Source organism: Affinundibacterium fentianense, assembly GCF_018139545.1.
GTDB classification, from domain to species: domain Bacteria; phylum Pseudomonadota; class Gammaproteobacteria; order Burkholderiales; family Burkholderiaceae_D; genus Undibacterium; species Undibacterium fentianense.
This window is the reverse complement of sequence record NZ_JAGSPJ010000002.1, coordinates 1-18,233: the sequence shown is the minus strand read 5'-3', so window position 1 is coordinate 18,233 and position 18,233 is coordinate 1. Positions and strand designations below refer to the sequence as shown.

Annotated in this window: 15 protein-coding genes; 12 read left to right on the top strand and 3 right to left on the bottom strand. The window is 46.7% G+C overall.

The window, feature by feature from the left end; genetic code table 11:
- Positions 1 to 4 precede the first annotated feature (4 nt).
- The 3 genes from aroQ to KDM90_RS04985 all read right to left on the bottom strand — a co-directional run bounded on the left by aroQ (position 5) and on the right by KDM90_RS04985 (position 1,653).
- Positions 5 to 442, bottom strand: a complete 438-nt coding sequence (aroQ, locus tag KDM90_RS04995) for a type II 3-dehydroquinate dehydratase (protein ID WP_212674520.1) — start codon at positions 440 to 442, stop codon at positions 5 to 7.
- A gap of 79 nt (positions 443 to 521) precedes the next feature.
- A complete protein-coding gene (locus tag KDM90_RS04990) occupies positions 522 to 1,061 on the bottom strand; it encodes a TlpA family protein disulfide reductase (RefSeq protein WP_212674519.1) in 540 nt (179 codons plus the stop codon).
- Entirely contained in the window at positions 1,051 to 1,653 is a 603-nt protein-coding gene (locus KDM90_RS04985; protein ID WP_212674518.1) for a hypothetical protein, read from the bottom strand. Before KDM90_RS04985 ends, KDM90_RS04990 begins: the two co-directional genes overlap by 11 nt.
- A gap of 141 nt (positions 1,654 to 1,794) precedes the next feature.
- On the opposite strand from KDM90_RS04985, the gene mpl reads away from it, so the two are divergent.
- The 12 genes from mpl to KDM90_RS04925 all read left to right on the top strand — a co-directional run.
- A complete protein-coding gene (gene mpl, locus KDM90_RS04980) occupies positions 1,795 to 3,225 on the top strand; it encodes a UDP-N-acetylmuramate:L-alanyl-gamma-D-glutamyl-meso-diaminopimelate ligase (RefSeq protein WP_212674517.1) in 1,431 nt (476 codons plus the stop codon).
- A gap of 12 nt (positions 3,226 to 3,237) precedes the next feature.
- Positions 3,238 to 3,810 carry a YqiA/YcfP family alpha/beta fold hydrolase gene (locus tag KDM90_RS04975; RefSeq protein WP_212674516.1) on the top strand — a complete coding sequence of 191 codons (573 nt, stop codon included), beginning with the start codon at positions 3,238 to 3,240 and terminating at the stop codon, positions 3,808 to 3,810.
- Complete coding sequence (locus KDM90_RS04970) at positions 3,797 to 4,363, top strand: chorismate--pyruvate lyase family protein (protein WP_212674515.1); 567 nt, start codon at positions 3,797 to 3,799, stop codon at positions 4,361 to 4,363. Before KDM90_RS04975 ends, KDM90_RS04970 begins: the two co-directional genes overlap by 14 nt.
- A gap of 111 nt (positions 4,364 to 4,474) precedes the next feature.
- Entirely contained in the window at positions 4,475 to 6,559 is a 2,085-nt protein-coding gene (locus KDM90_RS04965) for a ribonuclease catalytic domain-containing protein (RefSeq protein WP_212674514.1), read from the top strand.
- Positions 6,560 to 6,652: 93 nt separating this feature from the next.
- A complete protein-coding gene (locus tag KDM90_RS04960; RefSeq protein ID WP_329605296.1) occupies positions 6,653 to 7,549 on the top strand; it encodes an energy transducer TonB family protein in 897 nt (298 codons plus the stop codon).
- On the top strand, positions 7,546 to 8,388 hold the full coding sequence (aroE, locus tag KDM90_RS04955; RefSeq protein ID WP_212674513.1) for a shikimate dehydrogenase: 843 nt from the start codon (positions 7,546 to 7,548) through the stop codon (positions 8,386 to 8,388). The genes KDM90_RS04960 and aroE overlap by 4 nt, the downstream gene beginning before the upstream one ends.
- A gap of 2 nt (positions 8,389 to 8,390) precedes the next feature.
- Complete coding sequence (gene mtgA, locus KDM90_RS04950; protein ID WP_212674512.1) at positions 8,391 to 9,080, top strand: monofunctional biosynthetic peptidoglycan transglycosylase; 690 nt, start codon at positions 8,391 to 8,393, stop codon at positions 9,078 to 9,080.
- A gap of 16 nt (positions 9,081 to 9,096) precedes the next feature.
- Entirely contained in the window at positions 9,097 to 10,071 is a 975-nt protein-coding gene (corA, locus tag KDM90_RS04945; RefSeq protein ID WP_212674511.1) for a magnesium/cobalt transporter CorA, read from the top strand.
- Between the two features lie 246 nt (positions 10,072 to 10,317).
- Positions 10,318 to 12,522, top strand: a complete 2,205-nt coding sequence (locus tag KDM90_RS04940) for a type I secretion system permease/ATPase (protein WP_212674510.1) — start codon at positions 10,318 to 10,320, stop codon at positions 12,520 to 12,522.
- Positions 12,519 to 13,931, top strand: coding sequence for an HlyD family type I secretion periplasmic adaptor subunit (locus KDM90_RS04935; RefSeq protein ID WP_212674509.1), 1,413 nt, complete (start codon positions 12,519 to 12,521; stop codon positions 13,929 to 13,931). Before KDM90_RS04940 ends, KDM90_RS04935 begins: the two co-directional genes overlap by 4 nt.
- 3 nt (positions 13,932 to 13,934) lie before the next feature.
- Positions 13,935 to 14,567 carry a response regulator transcription factor gene (locus KDM90_RS04930; RefSeq protein WP_212674508.1) on the top strand — a complete coding sequence of 211 codons (633 nt, stop codon included), beginning with the start codon at positions 13,935 to 13,937 and terminating at the stop codon, positions 14,565 to 14,567.
- Between the two features lie 91 nt (positions 14,568 to 14,658).
- On the top strand, positions 14,659 to 18,233 hold a 3,575-nt coding region (locus tag KDM90_RS04925; RefSeq protein ID WP_212674507.1), incomplete at its 3' end, for a beta strand repeat-containing protein.

Here is an 18,233-nt window from a genome sequence, read left to right as displayed (position 1 = left end):
GAATTTAAAGGTTTTTTATTGCAAAGTCAATTGCAAAGCGATATCCATCTGTACCGAGGCCGCAGATCACACCTTTTGCGATGTCGGAAAGATAAGAGTGATGACGAAATGTTTCACGTTGGTAAACATTTGAAATGTGCACCTCAATAAATGGGATGGCGACACCTGCAAGAGCATCACGAATGGCGATACTGGTGTGAGTGTAAGCCCCTGGATTGATGACGATTGCAGTGAATTGTTGCTGCTTGGCAAGGTGAATCCTGTCAACGATCATGCCCTCGTGATTGCTTTGAAAACAATCAAATTCAGCGTCGTGAGAGATACATTGTGATTTTGCAGCGTTTTCTATGTCAAGCAGCGTTTGTTTTCCATACACTTCGGGTTCTCTGGTACCAAGCAGATTTAAGTTGGGACCGTTGATGAGCAATATTTTGCGTGCCATAGATTGCAATGAGATTGTCGATTTGCATGCATTTTGCCGTTATTTGCCACTAATTGGCAAGTAAAAATCATCTTTCTTTTTAAGATTTCTTATTAAGTCGTGTGATGTCGGCACGTAATTCTGGCATTTTAAGGCGACCGCTGTAGGTTTTGATCACTTTGCCATCCTCGGAAATCAAGGCCGTAAATGGTAAGCCGCCTGCTTTGTTTCCCATTTGCTGTGATACGCTGGTTCCATCCATTCCTGCGGCGTATAAGGGGTAGCTAATTTGATATTTTTTTGCAAATTCTTGCATATTCGATGGAGTATCAATTCCCATTCCAATAAGTTGCACGTTATTATTTTTCAGGTCTGCTTGCAACTGTTTGAGCTCTGGCATTTCTTCGACACATGGTTTACACCAGGTTGCCCAAAAATTAACCACGAGAAATTTTCCTTGCCATTGTTTCATTGGCTGCGGTTTCGCCTCGAGATCGTTGAGGGTCAAAGAAAAAAATTGCTTTGCTGCGCTATCCGTCGCTGGTACAGGTTCATATTTTTTTGCACCTAGGCTTAAGCCCGCTGCGGTAAAAACGGCCGCAATAATTAAAGCTGAAATTGTAAATGTTTTATTTTTCATTCTCTTTTCCAATGAGGTTTTCCAAGCCGGTGAGGTTTGTGCGTTCTTTTTTGTCCGTATGCCTTAAGTCATCTAAGCTATGGATCATTAAATGGACGCCTTCGTCTTTGTGCAAGAAACTTAGCGTCTCTATTGGTTCTCCACGCTTGGTTTGATGCTCTGATACTTCGTAATTGATGCCGAGATTTAACAAGTAAATGGCGACGTCTTTCGCGTTGTCAGTGTAGAGCTGCAAATAAATGTCTGAATGCTCTCCAGCAGTTCCGTTAAAAACGGCACCAATCAAGTAGGGATTGAATTGCTTTAGTTCACTCATCAGTTCTGCAGCCAAACGTCGCAATTGCTGTAGCCGTGCCGGCTGTGTATCTGCAAAAAACAAAGCCTGATAGCTGCGGACTTCTTGTTCAATCTCCTCATTGCTGGGAAGAATATTCCCATTAATGCGTTGATTTCCTAGTAATTGTTTGGCGGCTCTTTTTTTTGCTGTGCCATATTCAGCCCCTTCCTCAGCGATCATTTTCGCAGCAAGTGAGGCAATCTCGTTTCGAAGATGGGTGATTTGATCACCCTCGCTAAAATTAAAATTCGTCATCCTTCTATCATATCGTATTCGGCGAAGTAGCGTGTCTCAGGTAGAATTGCGGTCGCTGTTGAAAAATGATCAAATCAGCGATCTAAAAAGCTCAACAGCAGGGCACTGATCCTAAATTCACTTGAAAGTAGTCAGAGTAATATGCATATTCACATTTTAGGCATTTGCGGTACGTTTATGGGTGGACTCGCTGTGTTAGCAAAACAGGCGGGTCACACTGTGACGGGGTGTGACGCGAATGTCTATCCACCGATGAGTACTCAGCTCGAGTCGCAAGGAATTAGTTTGATCGAGGGCTTTGATCCTTCGCAACTTGAGTTAAATCCGGATCTTTACGTCATAGGAAATGTGGTGTCTCGCGGAAATCCGTTGATGGAAGCGATACTCGATCGCGGCTTACGTTATGTTTCTGGGCCGCAATGGATAGGTGAGCAATTGCTTCGGGATAAGTGGGTGTTGGCCGTCGCTGGAACCCATGGTAAGACAACAACATCGTCAATGTTGGCTTGGATTTTGGAGTATGCGGGTTATTCTCCTGGTTTTTTAATCGGAGGGGTTCCGCTGAATTTTGGTGTTTCGGCTCGTTTATCAGGTCGAAGCGGTGATGTCGGGGGGGCGCAAAAAGAAACTCATCATGCCTCGGATTTCTTCGTCATCGAGGCAGATGAGTATGACACGGCATTTTTTGATAAGCGTAGCAAGTTTGTTCATTACCACGCAAAGACGGCGATTCTGAATAACCTTGAATATGACCACGCGGATATTTTTCCCGATATTGGTGCAATTGAAACGCAATTCCATCATCTCGTTCGAACTGTTCCTCGTATTGGGCGCTTAATTGTGAATGCAAAAGAGCAGACCTTGCGGAATGTGATTGCGCGTGGGTGTTGGAGTGAAAAGGAAGCTTTTTCTGATGGGGATGATCAGACTGATTGGTATTTTAGATTGCAGGAAAATGAGGATTTTGAGGTTTTTTTCCGGGGACAATCACAGGGTGTCGTCGCATGGCAACTAAACGGTGCGCACAATCGGATGAATGCAATCGCTGCGATTGCAGCGGCACGTCATGTTGGAGTGGCGCCGCAGCTTGCAATTGAAGCGCTGGCTCGCTTTGTGAATGTGAAGAGGCGCATGGAGAAGCGCGGCGAAGTCGCCGGCATTTGCGTGATCGACGACTTTGCACATCACCCTACCGCAATTGCGACCACTCTTGAAGGCTTGCGCCGGCAAGTTGGCAAGGGGCGTATCTTGGCTGTTCTCGAGCCACGTTCAAATACCATGAAGATGGGGGCGATAAAACAGGCTTTACCGGCGAGTCTTTCCGCGGCAGATAAGGCGTATGTGTTTGGTGCGCAGGAGGGGAAAGATGCAATCGGTTGGGATCTTGCCTCAACTTTTCAGGAGCTCGGCTCGCGCGTGGCGACGCATCATGTGCTAAGCGAACTAGTGAATGCCATTGTGCTTGATGCCATACCTGGTGATACGGTGTTGGTAATGAGTAATGGTGGATTTGGTGGGGTACATCAGTTAATTCTGAATGCACTTGAAAAGAAATTTAACGCAGTGATTTAGTCGCGGTTCACAATGATATTGTATTTGCACGGTTTTCGATCCTCACCCGCTTCATATAAAGCGCAAGTCCTTGCCGCGCACTTTCTTGCATTGGGGAGAAACAACGAATTTGCATGCCCACAGCTCCCGGCGTCCCCCAAGTTGGCGATCGAACTGGCCCAGACTTTGATCGATGAAAAGCCGCTAGAAAAATGCACGATCATCGGCTCTTCATTGGGCGGATATTATGCGAATTTTTTGGCGGAAAAAAATGACTGTAAAGCGATATTGCTCAATCCTGCTGTAAAACCGCCACGCGATTTAGAAAAATATGTCGGTATGCAAACGGCTTATCACAGCGAAGAATTATTTGAATTCAAGGAAGAATATCTCGAAGAACTCAAACAATTTGAAGTTGAGCAGATTACACTACCAAAGCGGTATTTATTGATCGCTGCTACCGGAGATGAAGTTCTAGATTGGCGTGAAATGCAGATGCATTATGCGCAGGCTCAGCAGTTGATCATCCAAGGGAGTGATCACGGTATTAGTGAATTCCCAGATTATTTAGAACAGATTTTGGCGTTTTGCGATGCGGACAAATAGGGTAAAAGTGACGCCATCAGTTGCGCATTGGCATCGACATATCAATGGCGTTCAAGCTCCACAAAAAATTGCGGACTGGTTGTCGAATCGTGATTCATTGACTGCACGACTGATGGCACATTCTGAACAGTTTCGAGTGCATCGGTTATCACAAGGGCGTGCCAAATGTTTAGCCGATGAATATGCCGAGATTCGTCTGCAACGAACTCTGCAAGTGACTGCCCGCGAAGTTTTGTTGTGCTGCGATGATGTTCCTGTCGTCTATGCGCATACCATCCTGCCATTGATAGCGAATGCGAAGCAGTGGCCTTTGTTCGCGAGTTTGGGAAATCGATCGCTCGGTACCACCTTGTTTAATGATCCAAAAGTAAAGCGCGGTGCATTATTTTACGCACGCCTACACGCGAGGCATCCTTTGGTGAAGAGGATTTTGAGTTTGGATTTAATTCAATCGCCCGTTCCACACTTATGGGCAAGGCGATCGATATTCACGCGACTTGGCTCACCTCTGTTAGTGACCGAGGTTTTCCTGCCTGACATAGATCATTTATAGTGGGTGGCGATGAACAAGGTGTGAGGCATCCATTCGTAGTTTACCTCGATGGAAAATATTGCAAGTGTCTGATGTGCGTCTCAGTGCGCCTCAATGAAAGAAAAACATAGAATGAATTTATTTTTTGAAGAATCCGGTGATTTCAAAGCAGGTAGTGTTTTATCGCAGGCTGGAGAGGCTTTTCAGGTCGAACTACCGAGTGGTAAACGCACTAAAGTGAAATCAAAGGATGTGTTACTACACTTTAGCAGTCCAGCCGCAGCGGAATTGTTGGAGTCGGCAAAGCAACAAGCTGCAGATATTGATTTGGAGTTTTTGTGGGAAGTCGCTGGACAGGATGAATTTGAATTTGTCGAACTAGGAGCCGAGTATTTTGGACATGCTCCACAAGCTGTCGAAGCGGCTAGCTTACTCTTCGCGTTGCACGGTGCGCCATTTTACTTCTATAAGAAAGGACGTGGGCGTTACAAAGCAGCACCTGAGGCTGCACTAAAGGCAGCACTCGCAGGTATCGAAAAGAAGAAGCAGCAGGCGGTGATTCAAGCAGCTTACGTTGAAGAATTAAAGCAGCTTCGTTTGCCAGATGCCTTCAAAAATCTCGGCTTGCAGCTACTTTTTAAGCCAGATAAAAATAGTATTGAATACAAAGCTTTAGTCGAGGCCTGTAGCGTGTTACAGATGAACGCTGCGCGATTGATGTTAGCGACTGGCGGATTAACCAATGCCAAGCACTTTCATCTTTCTAAGTTTTTGTTGGAATATTTTCCAAAGGGATCGGGCTTTCCTTCGACCCCCATGCCAAGCTTGCCACAAAATTTACCAGTTGCCGATGTGCGTGCATTTTCAATTGATGATGTGACGACGACTGAAATTGATGACGCGTTTTCGATAACGCATATTGATGCAAGTACGGTTAAAGTGGGTATTCATATTGCTGCGCCCGCTTTGGGAATTCAGCGTAACGACGGATTAGACCTGATTGCGCGCAGTCGAATGTCAACGGTATATATGCCAGGCGACAAAATAACAATGTTGCCGGACGAGTTGGTCGATATTTACACACTTGGGGCCGGGCAAACACGACCAGCGGTGTCTTTATATGTCACATTGAATACGGATGATTGGGCAATCAAAGCAAGCGAGAGCAAGCTTGAAGCGATTCCGATGAATGCGAATCTTCGCCATAACGATCTTGATTCTTTGGTCACGGAGGAAAATCTGGCAAACAGTGCAGGCGACTATCCACACAAAGAGGATATTGCTTTGTTGTGGAAGTGGGCCCAGGTCTTGGAAGCTGGACGGATGGTAAAACGCGAAAGTTTTGGTCTAAAACCAGAACAGACAAACCGTGTTGATTTTAATTTTTATGTTGAAGATGATGTCGTCAGTATTGTGCGACGCAAACGCGGAGCACCTCTTGATAAAATCGTCGCAGAGCTCATGATATTAGCGAATAGCACATGGGGAAAACTGTTGGCTGATCATGGTATTCCGGGTATCTACAGAGCACAAGGTGGCGGTAGTGGTGGTTGGGCTGCCAAAATGCAAGTTCGGATGTTAACGCACGCGGCACCCCACCAAGGATTGGGAGTAGATCAATATGCGTGGAGCACCTCTCCCTTGCGACGTTATACCGATTTGGTGAATCAATGGCAAATCATCGCATGCATACAACATGGCGTCACCGCTGCGTTGGTCGCACCATTTAAACCTAAAGATGCCGATTTATTTGCCATCGTATCGGGGTTTGAGGCTGCGTATGCAGCCTATGCTGAATTTCAAACCAATATGGAACGATATTGGTGCTTGCGCTGGATCGGACAAGAGCAAAGACAACAATTTGACGCTGTTGTTTTAAAAGAGGAAGTCTTGCGTTTGCTCGAGATTCCATTGATTATTCGCTTGCCTGGGATGCCACAGATGGCGCGCGGAGCCCAGGTTCGTCTTGAAGTGATTCGATGGGATGAGCTGGATTTGAGTATCGAAGTTCGCGTCTTGGAAATGCTCAGTACGGTTACGGAGGACGATCTGGAGGAAGCACCAGAAGATCCGCCCGGAGTGGAAGGACATGAATCGACAGAGACCTTGACGACGACACCAACGATTTCAGAATCTGAAGCGATGCAGAATTTGGGCCCGATTCAGGAGTCAAATTCGGTTGCAGATGCAGCAGATGATGAGAACACTTCTAGCTAAAGTTGTTTCAGGCGGCACTCAGGGTAGAACGAGTATCTTGGCTGGATGGCATGGACACAGAATGAAGTAGAAGTGCAATGAGGAACGCAATTTGTGAAGCTTATTCTTGATAATTTAATATTAAGCGCAGCGATCTTGGTCTCTGTACTTTTCCATACCATTTTATTGATGGTGCACTTTGTTTTGCCCAAGGCCGACACAGTGGCGGTTGAGGATTCTGGTTTGGAAATCATTCTTGTTAATGCCAAACATGCGAAACGTCCAATGCAAGCCCAAGCCTTGGCGCAGGTCAACCTAGATGGTGGCGGCGCCAATGATGAAGGGCGTTCGAAGTCACCACTACCAGATATGCGTCGTAGTGAAGATGGTGATAGTGTCCAAGTTGCACAGAAAAAAATCGAAGAACTTGAAGAGCGTCAGAAGCAATTGATAGATCAAGTGCGTAATGAAACTCGATTTAAATCACAAAGAGTTCTCGATAAAAAACAACTTGAAGATAACCAGCAAACCGAAAACGGTAGGGATCAAACCGACAGTAGTAAGATCTTGGCGCGTTCGATTGCAGAGATCTCGCAGACGATAGAAGATCAAAATAAACGCCCGAGGAAGACGTTTTTATCGCCAAGTACACAGGCGGTGGGACATGCGATTTATTACAAAGCTTTGCAAAAAAAGATAGAAGAGATCGGCACCATTAATTTTCCTCAATTTAACGGAAAGAAGATGTATGGTGAGGTGATCATCTATATTCCGATTTTTCAGGATGGAACGATTTATGAAAAAGCTGGTGGCCCCAAAGTGGAAAAGACTTCTGGCAACGCGGCGTTAGATTCGGCCGCGCTTAAAATTGTCAGGAAAGCTGCGCCATTTGGAAGTTTTCCCCCGAATATGCGATCCAAAGATAAGGACGACATTTGGATTGTCATTACGCGATTCAAATTTACGCGGGATCAACAACTTGAGACAGAGATGCGTGGGGGGCAGCAATGAGTCTGCCTGACCAATATGGTGTGTTCGGCAATCCGATTCAGCACAGTAAATCGCCTATTATTCATGCGCTATTTGCTGAGCAGACAGGACAAAATTTAGATTATCGAAAGTATCTTGCTCCGTTAAATGGCTTTGCGCAATCGATCCATCAATTTGCTGAATCTGGTGGTTTGGGCGCAAACGTGACAGTGCCATTTAAAATAGAGGCGTTTCAACTGGCTGACGTGTTGAGTGAGCGTGCGCGAATGGCGGGAGCTGTCAATACATTGTCTTTTCGCGAGGGCAAAATTGTAGGTGACAATACGGACGGTGCAGGTCTGGTTCGCGATATCGTGTTGAACGCACGATGCCCGATTGCTGGGTGTCGGGTGTTGCTGTTGGGGGCAGGTGGTGCTGCACGCGGTGCAATCTTGCCTTTGTTGGAACAAAATCCAGTACGTCTCGACATCGCCAATCGTACCAAGCAGAAAGCTGAGGATTTGATCAATCTCGCCAAGCGAGAGATTTCGGGAGGCGCACCGATACCGATGCAGGCCTTGAGTTGGGAACAGCTAAATGGGAACTATGACGTCGTGATTAATGCAACTTCGGCGAGTTTACATGGTGATTTGCCGCCGATTTCCGCCAGCATCTTTGCGGACAGATGTCTTGCGTATGACATGATGTATGGTGATCAGGTGACGCCTTTTAATCAGTTTGCTACTCTGGCTGGCGCGCAAATTCGCGATGGTTTGGGGATGCTGGTAGAACAAGCTGCGGAAGCATTTTGGATATGGCGGGGGATTCGACCTGAAACGCTCAAAGTGATCAATGCTTTGCGCCCAAGAGTAGGAGTCTAACGATGAAAAAGCGACTCTTTATGTGGTTGATTGTGCTTCCAATAAGTTTGTTTTTGTTGGTTCAGATGTACTTTCTTGTGCAAATTGTTTGGTGGCGTAGTTTCAATCCTACTTCGACAAGTTTTATGCGTCATCAAGACGAAGTTTTACGCGAGAAAAATCCTCAATTTCAACTGCAGCAAAAGTGGGTAAGTTATTCGAAAATTTCAAAAAATCTTAAACGGGCGGTAATCGCGTCAGAAGACGATGGATTTTCTGAGCATGACGGGGTCGATTGGGATGCAATGCAAAAGGCATTTGAAAAAAACAAGAAGAAAGGTAAAGTGGTTTCAGGCGGTTCGACAATTACTCAGCAGTTAGCGAAAAATTTGTTCTTGTCGGGTGAGCGCAGTTATTTGCGTAAAGGGCAGGAATTGATCATTACCTTTATGTTAGAGATGTGCATGGATAAAGAGCGCATCCTAGAAATTTATTTGAATGTGGTGGAGTGGGGTGTTGGTGTGTTTGGTGCTGAAGCGGCTGCGCAACACTACTTTGGCATCAGTGCTGCAAAACTGTCCGCAGCGCAGGCTGCGAAAATGGCAGTGATGTTACCGAAACCGCGATATTACGATAAGAACACGGGCTCCGCTTATTTGCAAAAGCGCAGTGAGATTATTTTACGCCGCATGAACTCATCAGAGTTGCCATAGCGAGCAAGGGGTTGGCATGATTAATGTTTTTGTTTTGCACAATGGTCGGTTGAGTCAAATCCACATTGAAAGTCGTGAGGACTTGGAAAATACTCTGCCTGTGTGGGTAGATTTGACCGATCCGAATGAAGAAGAGCGCGAATGGGTTAAAGGAATTTATGGAGTGACCTTGCCTGGCGAGGATGAGGTAAAAGATATTGAAGCCTCAGCGCGTTACTACGAAGCGGATAATGGTGATCTGCATTTGCGGACAGATTTCTTAATTGATGACGACGACGATGACGAGCCAGCGCGTACGGTGACAGTTGCCTTTATTTTGGCAAGAGAAATTTTGTTTTCTGTCCACACTGTGGATTTGCCTGTTTTCAGATTGGTCAGAATGCGTGCGCGTTCGCGACCCGGATCAATTGCCGACTATAAAGATGTATTGATGGACTTGTATGCGACGGATGCTGAGTATTCAGCTGATGCGCTAGAAGGTATTTATCAAAATCTAGAGGATGTCAGTAGAGCGGTATTGCAAAAAGATTTTTCAGATCAAGATGCTGCAGTTGCATTGAATGCGATTGCACAGGAGGAGGATTTGAATGGTCGGATTCGTAGAAATATGATGGATACGCGGCGAGCTGTTAGTTTTTTGATGCGCGGAAGACTGTTGAATGCGGAGCAATTTGAAGAGGCTCGGCAGATTTTGCGTGATATCGAATCCTTAGATGGTCATACGTCGTTTTTGTTTGATAAGATCAACTTCTTGATGGATGCGACGGTCGGTTTTATTAATATTAATCAGAATAAAATTATTAAGATATTCTCGGTTGCCTCCGTTGCTTTTTTACCGCCGACTTTGATTGCGAGTATTTACGGGATGAACTTTAAAGTGTGGTTCCCTGAGTTGGAGTGGAGTTTTGGTTATCCATTTGCACTCGGACTCATGCTGATTTCTGCAATCACGCCATTTTGGTATTTCAAACACCGCGGCTGGTTAAAATAAGTCGTACCCTCTGACTGCATTCGTGTAAATTCGTTAAGAATTGTAAAGACGCTGACTTTAAGGGTAAATTTCCTTTCGGGAAATTTACCCTTATTGTAAAATCAACTAGAACAGCGCATTTGTCCTTAATTTGTTAGCGCGCAGCATGTTGTGCTGAATAGTTTTGGATGGAAGCTGCGAACCTTGATATGTATAGTTGTGATTTTTTTACATGTTCTTGATACGACCTCAGATGGCGGATAACGAATGACTCAGCAAGATACTCAATCTGCCCAACAAAGCAGGCCTACCAGCAATATCGGGTTTGGATCTGGTATTCGAGAAGACTTATTGCATCGTGATCCTTTGCTAGATTGTTTGGTTGAATTAACGAGAATTCATGGTCGCCCGAGTACACGTGCGGCATTAACTGCTGGCTTGCCGCTTCCTGCAGCGGGCCTAACGCCTTCATTGTTTGCACGTGCCGCTGCGCATGCAGGTTTTTCGGCTAAGGTGGTTCGACGCGAGTTATTCAAAATTGATACTGCGTTGATGCCTGTCATTCTCCTACTGAAGAATAATGAGGCCTGCCTATTGCAATCGTGGAGTGCAGACGGTGAACATGCGCAGTTATTGTTGCCAGATTCTGGACAAGGCGCAGTCAGTATGTCACGCACTGAACTTGCTGAGCGTTACACGGGTGTCGCCATCTTTTCCCGCCCCCATTTCCGCTTCGATCGACGAACGCCACCACTGGTGTCTGTGCCTCAGAAACATTGGTTTTGGGGCGCGGTATTGGAGCAAAGCCCGATTTTTAAAGATATTTTAGCGGCCGCATTATTGATCAATGTATTTGCACTAGCAATGCCTTTGTTCACGATGAACGTGTATGACAGGGTTGTACCAAATTTTGCATTTCAAACTTTGTGGGTCTTTGCAATTGGGATCACACTCGTCCTTATATTGGATTATGTCGTGCGAGTGCTGCGGGGGCATTTTATTAATTTAGTCAGCAATCGTATCGATTTAAAGCTCTCCGGAATGATTATGGAGCGAGTTTTGGGTATGCGAATGTCGGAGCGACCAGCTTCGGTCGGTGCGTTTGCGTCGAATTTGCGGTCGTTCGAGGCTGTTCGTGATTTTATTGCATCCGCCACAGTCACCGCTTTAATCGATCTGCCGTTTGCGATTTTGTTCTTATTTGCATTGGTATGGATTGCTTGGCCAATCGCACTCTTACCATTAATCGGTATCATTTTAGTCGTTATCTACAGCTACACAGTGCAGCACAAAATGCGAGAATTATCAGAAACAACATTTCGTGCTGCTGCTTTAAGAAACTCAACTTTAGTCGAAAGTCTAACAGCGTTAGAGACGATTAAAGCGCATGGCGCTGAGAGTCAAATGCAAGAGAAATGGGAGAAAACAACCGCGTTTCTCGCCAAGGTGAATTCTGAGTTGAAGCTGCTATCGTCGTCGAGTATGAATGGGGCGTCAACGATTCAACAACTAGTGAATGTGGCTGTTGTTGTTGCTGGTGTTTATTTGATCCAAGAGAAGATGATGTCGATGGGTGGATTGATCGCATCAACGATGCTCGCGGGACGCGCGATGGCACCAGTTGCGCAAGTAGTTGGTTTGATGTTGCAATTTGAAGGTGCCAAGAACTCGCTCGCATCGCTAGAGAAAATTATGGCGACCCCGACAGAGCGTAGTGATGAAACAGCTTTCGTGCATAGGCCGGAAATTAAGGGGCAAATTGAGTTTCGTAATGTCCATTTTAGCTACCCAGGTCGCAGTGAAGAAGCGTTGCGAGGTGTGAATTTCAAAATTGCACAAGGTGAGCATGTCGTCATTATTGGGCGTATTGGTTCGGGCAAGTCGACCTTGGAGAAATTGATTTTGGGTTTGTATGCACCGTCTAAAGGTGCGGTGTTGCTAGATGACGTGGATCTGAGGCAGCTTGATCCCGCTGATTTGCGGCGTAACTTAGGCTATGTCGAGCAGGACTCGATGTTGTTCTACGGGACGTTGCGGGAAAATATTACGATTCGTGCGCCTTATGCAGATGACCGCGCGGTGGTTGCCGCGGCGGAGTTGGCAGGGCTGACGGAGTTTGTGAATGCGCACCCTGAAGGCTTTGATATGCTAATAAGCGAACGAGGCGAGTCGATATCTGGTGGTCAACGCCAGAGTATCGCGATTGCCCGAGCTGCTTTGTTAGATCCTCCTGTGTTGCTGCTGGACGAGCCAACGAGTGCAATGGATTATCCTTCAGAGGCGCAATTTAAAGAGCGGATCGGACGGTACGGTAGGCACAAAACGATGATTATCGTGACCCATAGGCCAAGTTTAATGGATTTAGCGACGCGTATTATCGTCGTGGATCATGGAACGATTGTCGCTGATGGTCCGCGTGATAAAGTGATGCACGCTTTGCAGACTGGTCAAATAGGACGAGCGAAACTATGAGATTTTGGCAACGCTTTGGTTTAAAGCTCCTTGCAGCACTCGAGAGGCTGCGTTTGCGTCTTGGCATCACACCTGGGGGGTGGTTGCAACATTGGCGTGACGATGCGCGACTTCCCGAGTCGGATTTTATGCGAGATGCAGAGAGCATTATTGCGCAGCAGGAGCCTTTGCGTGCGCGCATCCTATTGCGAGCAGTCTTGTTTTTTGCGCTTTTATTTATTGCTTGGTCCGCGCTTGTTCATGTCGATGAAATTACCAAGGGCGAGGGAAAAGTTATTCCTTTGCAGCAGTTGCAAGTTTATCCAAGCTTAGATGGTGGGATCGTAACCGACATCTTGGTTAAAGAAGGCCAAGTTGTGAACGAAGGTCAGGTTCTATTGCAAATTGATCCAACCCGCTTTGAATCTTCAGTGAAAGAGAATCGTGCAGTATACCTATCGCTGACAGCGAAAGCTGCCCGTCTCAGAGCGATTGGGGAGGGAAAAGCTTTTTTGCCGCCTCCAGAAGTCGTGGCGGAAGATCCAAAGACTGCTGAGGAAGAGCAAAAACTTTATGAGACAGCGACTTCAGAATTGAACGCGCAAGTGTCAATTGCACGGCAACAGTACGAGCAGCGCAGTCAAGAACAAGCTGAAGGAATTGCACGGCAAAAACAAGCGGCAAATGCCTACGAATCGAGCCTGAAAGAATTGAACGTCACAAAACCACTTTTGAGTACGGGGGCCGTTTCTGAAGTTGAAATTCTACGCTTAGAAAGAGATGTCTCTCGTTTCAAGGGGGAACGTGATGTCGCTGCAGCACAGATTGCGCGCGCGGCAGCCGCGATGAATGAAGCAACAAGAAAAATCCAAGAAGTGGAATTGGCCGTCCGAAATAATGCAAGTAAAGAGCTTTCTGAGACTATGGCACGTTTGAACTCTCTCATACAAAGTGGGACAGGTTTGGCCGATAAAGTGAAGCAGACGGCAATTCGTTCGCAGGTACGGGGTACGGTTAAGCGTCTTTTGGTGAATACGATTGGTGGCGTGGTGCAGCCGGGTAGAGATGTGGTTGAGGTAGTTCCAAGCGATGGTAAATTGATTTTGGAGGCGAAAGTCGCACCTAAAGATATTGCGTTCTTGGTCCCTGGTCAAAAAGCTGTAGTGAAGTTTTCAGCATATGACTTTGCTACTTATGGCGGTCTAAGTGCCAAGCTTGAACATATTGGTGCTGATTCAGTGACAGATGACCGTGGGAATACTTTTTACACAGTTCGTGTGTCTACCGATAAGGCGACTTTGGATGGTGGACAACCAATTATTCCAGGTATGGTTGCTGAGGTTGATATCATCACTGGAAAGAAGACGATACTCTCCTATATGTTGAAACCCGTTTTGCGCGCAAAACAAACAGCATTCACGGAACGCTAGGTGATGAAATTGTTTGAACAAGTCAGTTTAACTCAACACGTATTTTGCTCCACTTCAATGGAGATGCCCAGTTCATTGAAAAAAGCCTTCCCCTCAGTGAAGGCGTTGCCGATTTCTAATGTCATTGTGGACGAGAAAAACAATACGATTGTTTGGCTCCATTTACACGCGAATCAAACTATTGCAGCACAGTTGTTAGAGGTGAAGCAGAAAGTGCATCAGGCGAGAATTATTGCGATGAGCGATATGCCAAATGATCTAGAGGCGCTTGCAGTTTTTTCGATGTTGGCAAAAGCCTACTGCAACACCCATGCGGGCGTGGAAGTTTTGATGAATATTGCCAGTGTTGTTGAGCAGGGTGGGATCTGGATTGGCGAGTCAATCATGCAAAAATTATTGGGTCAGAACGAGATTGAAGAGCAGAAATTAGAAAAAGTCTTGGGAACCTGGTCAAAATTGTTAACCGGGCGAGAGCTAGAAGTAGCAAAAGCGATCGCAGTCGGACTAACCAATAAAGAAATTGCGACCCAAATGCATATCACTGAGCGCACAGTCAAAGCCCATGTCGGTGCAGTTTTGGATAAATTGCAATTAAAAAATCGACTTCAACTTGCACTTCTTGTAAAAGATAGTTAAATCAAAATTCTCTAGTACCTTAGTACAATTATCCTAGGGAAACGAATTTGTTAGAGTCTGGATATTCAATTTATCCGTCTGGAGACTTAATATGGCAAATTCGACAAACATTATTGGCAAAGTAGTTGCGATCCAAGGTCAAGCAATTGTTAAGTCGCCCGACGGAGCTCAACGTCAACTTAAAGTAGGCGATGTTGTCACGGAAAAAGATGTGATTGTCACCGCATCGGGCGCGCAAGTAGAATTGGCTTTCGACTCCGGTCACAGCTATGTTGTGCGTCAGAATGAAACGGTCACGTTAGACGCCAGTGTGTTTGCTCCCTCTCAAACCGAGATTGCCAACGCAGCTTTATTGCCAGCAGATGCCTCTCCACAAAATGTCACCAATGCAGTTATTGGTGAAAATAGCCTCGATAAATTATTGGAAGAAACTGCTGCCGGCTTAGGCGGTGGTGATGCTGGCGATGGGAATAGTTTTGTTCGCGTCGATCGTATTGCGGAAAACGTCACGCCGACGACTTTGGTTGGCGACGTCCAAACAACGCCAGCAGCTCCGCCAGCGGACACGGCTGCAGCACCGGCAACGCAGTCGGTTGAAGTTGCATCGGTCTCAGGTTCGAGCATTACCGAAGGGGGTGTCAATCAATTCGAAGTTCGTTTGAGCGGTGCATCGTCTGAAGCGATCAATTTAAATTTGAGTTTGATCTCTGGAACTGCGACGGTCGGTGTTGATACAACAACGCAGTTGGTATCCGTGGATGGGGGCGTAAGTTTCACTCCTTTGAATGGTAGCGTTATTGTGCCCGCTGGTGTGACGAGTGTATTGGTTCGCGTTGCAACAGCGAACGATGGTGTGACAGAGGGAAATGAAACTTATTCGCTTGCGGCAAGTACGGCGTCCAATACCAATGTGATTCTTGGACAATCGACTATCGTTGATCCAGTGACACCGACAATTAGTCTAAGTGGTCCTGGCGTCGTTAATGAATCGATTGGAACGGTAACTTATACAGTCACTTTAAGTGCCGCGAGTACCGCAGCAGTCAATGTTAATTACACCACTGTAAATGGTACTGCTTTTGCTGGTAGTGATTACGCAGCGGGATTCGGTACTTTGACGTTTGCACCGGGCGAGACCAGTAAAACTATCACGGTTGCCATCACCAATGACACTGTGTACGAGGGCACAGAAACCCTACAAGTCGTATTGTCGACTCCAAACAACGCGGTCTTAGGCACAGCTAGCGCGACGACCACGGCAATCAATGATGATGGAACTGGATTGGGTGGTATTGACAATGATATTCCAAGTGTAATTTCGGTCTCTAGTCCGAGCGTAGCGGAAGGCGGTAATTTAGTCTTTACTGTGAGCCTGAGCAATGCCAGTGCAAGTACCACACAAGTGAGTGTTTCGGCTGCGTCCGGGACTGCAATTCTGGGTGTTGATACAGGAGCGCAGGAAGTATCGTTGGATGGCGGTGCAACGTGGTCAAGTTTGACGGACACAGTTGGCGTGCCAGCAGGCTCTACAAGTTTTCTGGTGCGTGTCGCAACGATACTCGATGGTATTGCTGAAGGAAGTGAGACGATTAGTTTATCTGCGTCGACCAACCAAAATACTGCCCCTGCGAGTGGAATTGGTACGATTTTAGACGGAACGGTACCTTCAATTAGTATTAGCGGTCCAAGTGATGTGGATGAGTCCATCGGCACGGTGACTTACACGATTAGTTTGAGCACGGCAAGCAGCGCGGCGGTAAGTGTTAATTATGGTACCTTGAATGGAACTGCTTTGGCTGGTAGCGACTACACATCCGTCGCCGGGAGTGTTACGTTCGCTCCAGGGGAGACAAGTAAAACCATCACTGTAGCCATTACCAATGACACCATATTCGAAGGTGCCGAGAATTATCAAGTGGTCTTATCGAATCCAACCAATGCTGCCATTGGTAATGGTGTCGCGAACACAGTGATTCACGATGAAATTGGTACTGGGAATGATATTCCACGAGTGATCTCGGTTTCCAGTCCGAGCGTTACTGAGGGTGGCAATTTAGTTTTTACAGTTGGTTTAAGTAATACGAGTACAACATCCACATCGGTCAGTGTGGCGGCTGCTTCTGGCTCCGCGACCTTGGGTATTGATACTGAGGGACAGGAATATTCGACTGACGGTGGCGTCAGCTGGAATCCTTTGACAGGTTCAGTGACTGTGCCCGCTGGAGCAAGTAGCTTCCAAGTGCGAATAGGAACAGTGATTGATGGGATTTTGGAAGGTAATGAGACCTTAACTTTAGCGGCAGCCACAGAGCAAAATACTGCACCTGTGGTTGGTACTGGTACGATTATCGATGGTGCAATTCCAACTGTAAGTATTGCAGGACCAGCCGATGTCAATGAAGCGATTGGAACGGTTACCTATACCATCACATTAAGTTCGGTGAGCACAGCTCCAGTCAGCGTGAATTATGCCACCGCGAACGGCACCGCAATTGCAGGTAGTGATTACGCTGCTGCATTAGGTACGGTGACTTTCGCACCAGGGGAAACTAGTAAGACAGTTACAGTCGCCATCACCAATGATACGGTATTTGAAGGTGCTGAGAACTTTAGAGTGGTTTTGTCTAACCCAACTAATGCCGCCTTAGGAGCGAGCAATGTTGTGACAACTATTCATGATGATGGTACAGGTGACGGTGGTAATAATTCTGATTTTCCAACGGTTGTTTCTGTATCAAGCCCAAGCGTAGCGGAAGGCGGTAATTTAGTTTTTAGCGTCGGTTTAAGTAATGCGAGTAATTTTGCAACAACGGTCAATGTGAATGCAGCATCTGGCTCGGCAATCATAGGTGTTGACACTGGAGCACAGCAGTACTCGACAGATGGCGGTGCAAGTTGGAATACGCTTGGATCCAACGTTCAAGTTCCAGCAGGTGCGACTAGTTTTCTTGTCAGGATTTTAGCAATTCAAGATGGTATTGTTGAACCGAATGAAACAATTACCTTGTCTGCTGCCACGTCTCAAAATTCGGCAGCAATTGTTGGAACTGGAACAATTACCGAGGCAACCCAACCGACAGTGATAGTCGTTGAGCCAGGAGAGCCTGGAGTTGGCGACAATAATGTTGTTGAAGGCAATGACTTGACTTACTCGGTTACCTTGTCTGGGATAACAACAGTGTCGTCGACCTATGCGTACAGCTTGGGTGGCGGTACAGCCACGGCAACGAGTGACTACAACACCACTCCCACATTCAGCAATGGCGTGAGCTTGGTCGGTAGCAACTTGATCGTCCCAGCGGGCGTGTCTAGCTTCACCGTAACGGTGGCGACGATCGACGACACGATCGTCGACAGTGCCTCCCCAGAAAGTTTGCCATTGGTGATCGGTGGCGTGACCGGTGCCGGCGGCATCATTGACAATGACCAACCTAGCATCAGCACGGTGGAACCAGGTGCCCCAGGCGTGGGTGACAACAATGTGGTGGAAGGCAATAGCTTAAGCTACACCGTGACCTTGACGGGCAGCACCACGATTGCCTCGACCTATGCGTACAGCTTGGGTGGCGGCAGCGCGACAGCGACGAGCGATTACAACACCACCCCGACATTCAGCAATGGCGTGAGCTTGGTCGGTAGCAACTTGATCGTCCCAGCGGGCGTGTC

Excerpts from the sequence above, each read along its gene's own strand:
- KDM90_RS04930 (WP_212674508.1), top strand. The coding sequence starts at position 13,935 with ATGAAATTGTTTGAACAAGTCAGTTTAACTCAACACGTATTTTGCTCC.
- KDM90_RS04985 (WP_212674518.1), bottom strand. The coding sequence starts at position 1,653 with ATGACGAATTTTAATTTTAGCGAGGGTGATCAAATCACCCATCTTCGA.
- KDM90_RS04965 (WP_212674514.1), top strand. The coding sequence starts at position 4,475 with ATGAATTTATTTTTTGAAGAATCCGGTGATTTCAAAGCAGGTAGTGTT.
- KDM90_RS04975 (WP_212674516.1), top strand. The coding sequence starts at position 3,238 with ATGATATTGTATTTGCACGGTTTTCGATCCTCACCCGCTTCATATAAA.
- aroQ (WP_212674520.1), bottom strand. The coding sequence starts at position 442 with ATGGCACGCAAAATATTGCTCATCAACGGTCCCAACTTAAATCTGCTT.
- KDM90_RS04940 (WP_212674510.1), top strand. The coding sequence starts at position 10,318 with ATGACTCAGCAAGATACTCAATCTGCCCAACAAAGCAGGCCTACCAGC.
- mpl (WP_212674517.1), top strand. The coding sequence starts at position 1,795 with ATGCATATTCACATTTTAGGCATTTGCGGTACGTTTATGGGTGGACTC.
- KDM90_RS04970 (WP_212674515.1), top strand. The coding sequence starts at position 3,797 with ATGCGGACAAATAGGGTAAAAGTGACGCCATCAGTTGCGCATTGGCAT.
- corA (WP_212674511.1), top strand. The coding sequence starts at position 9,097 with ATGATTAATGTTTTTGTTTTGCACAATGGTCGGTTGAGTCAAATCCAC.
- mtgA (WP_212674512.1), top strand. The coding sequence starts at position 8,391 with ATGAAAAAGCGACTCTTTATGTGGTTGATTGTGCTTCCAATAAGTTTG.
- aroE (WP_212674513.1), top strand. The coding sequence starts at position 7,546 with ATGAGTCTGCCTGACCAATATGGTGTGTTCGGCAATCCGATTCAGCAC.
- KDM90_RS04935 (WP_212674509.1), top strand. The coding sequence starts at position 12,519 with ATGAGATTTTGGCAACGCTTTGGTTTAAAGCTCCTTGCAGCACTCGAG.
- KDM90_RS04990 (WP_212674519.1), bottom strand. The coding sequence starts at position 1,061 with ATGAAAAATAAAACATTTACAATTTCAGCTTTAATTATTGCGGCCGTT.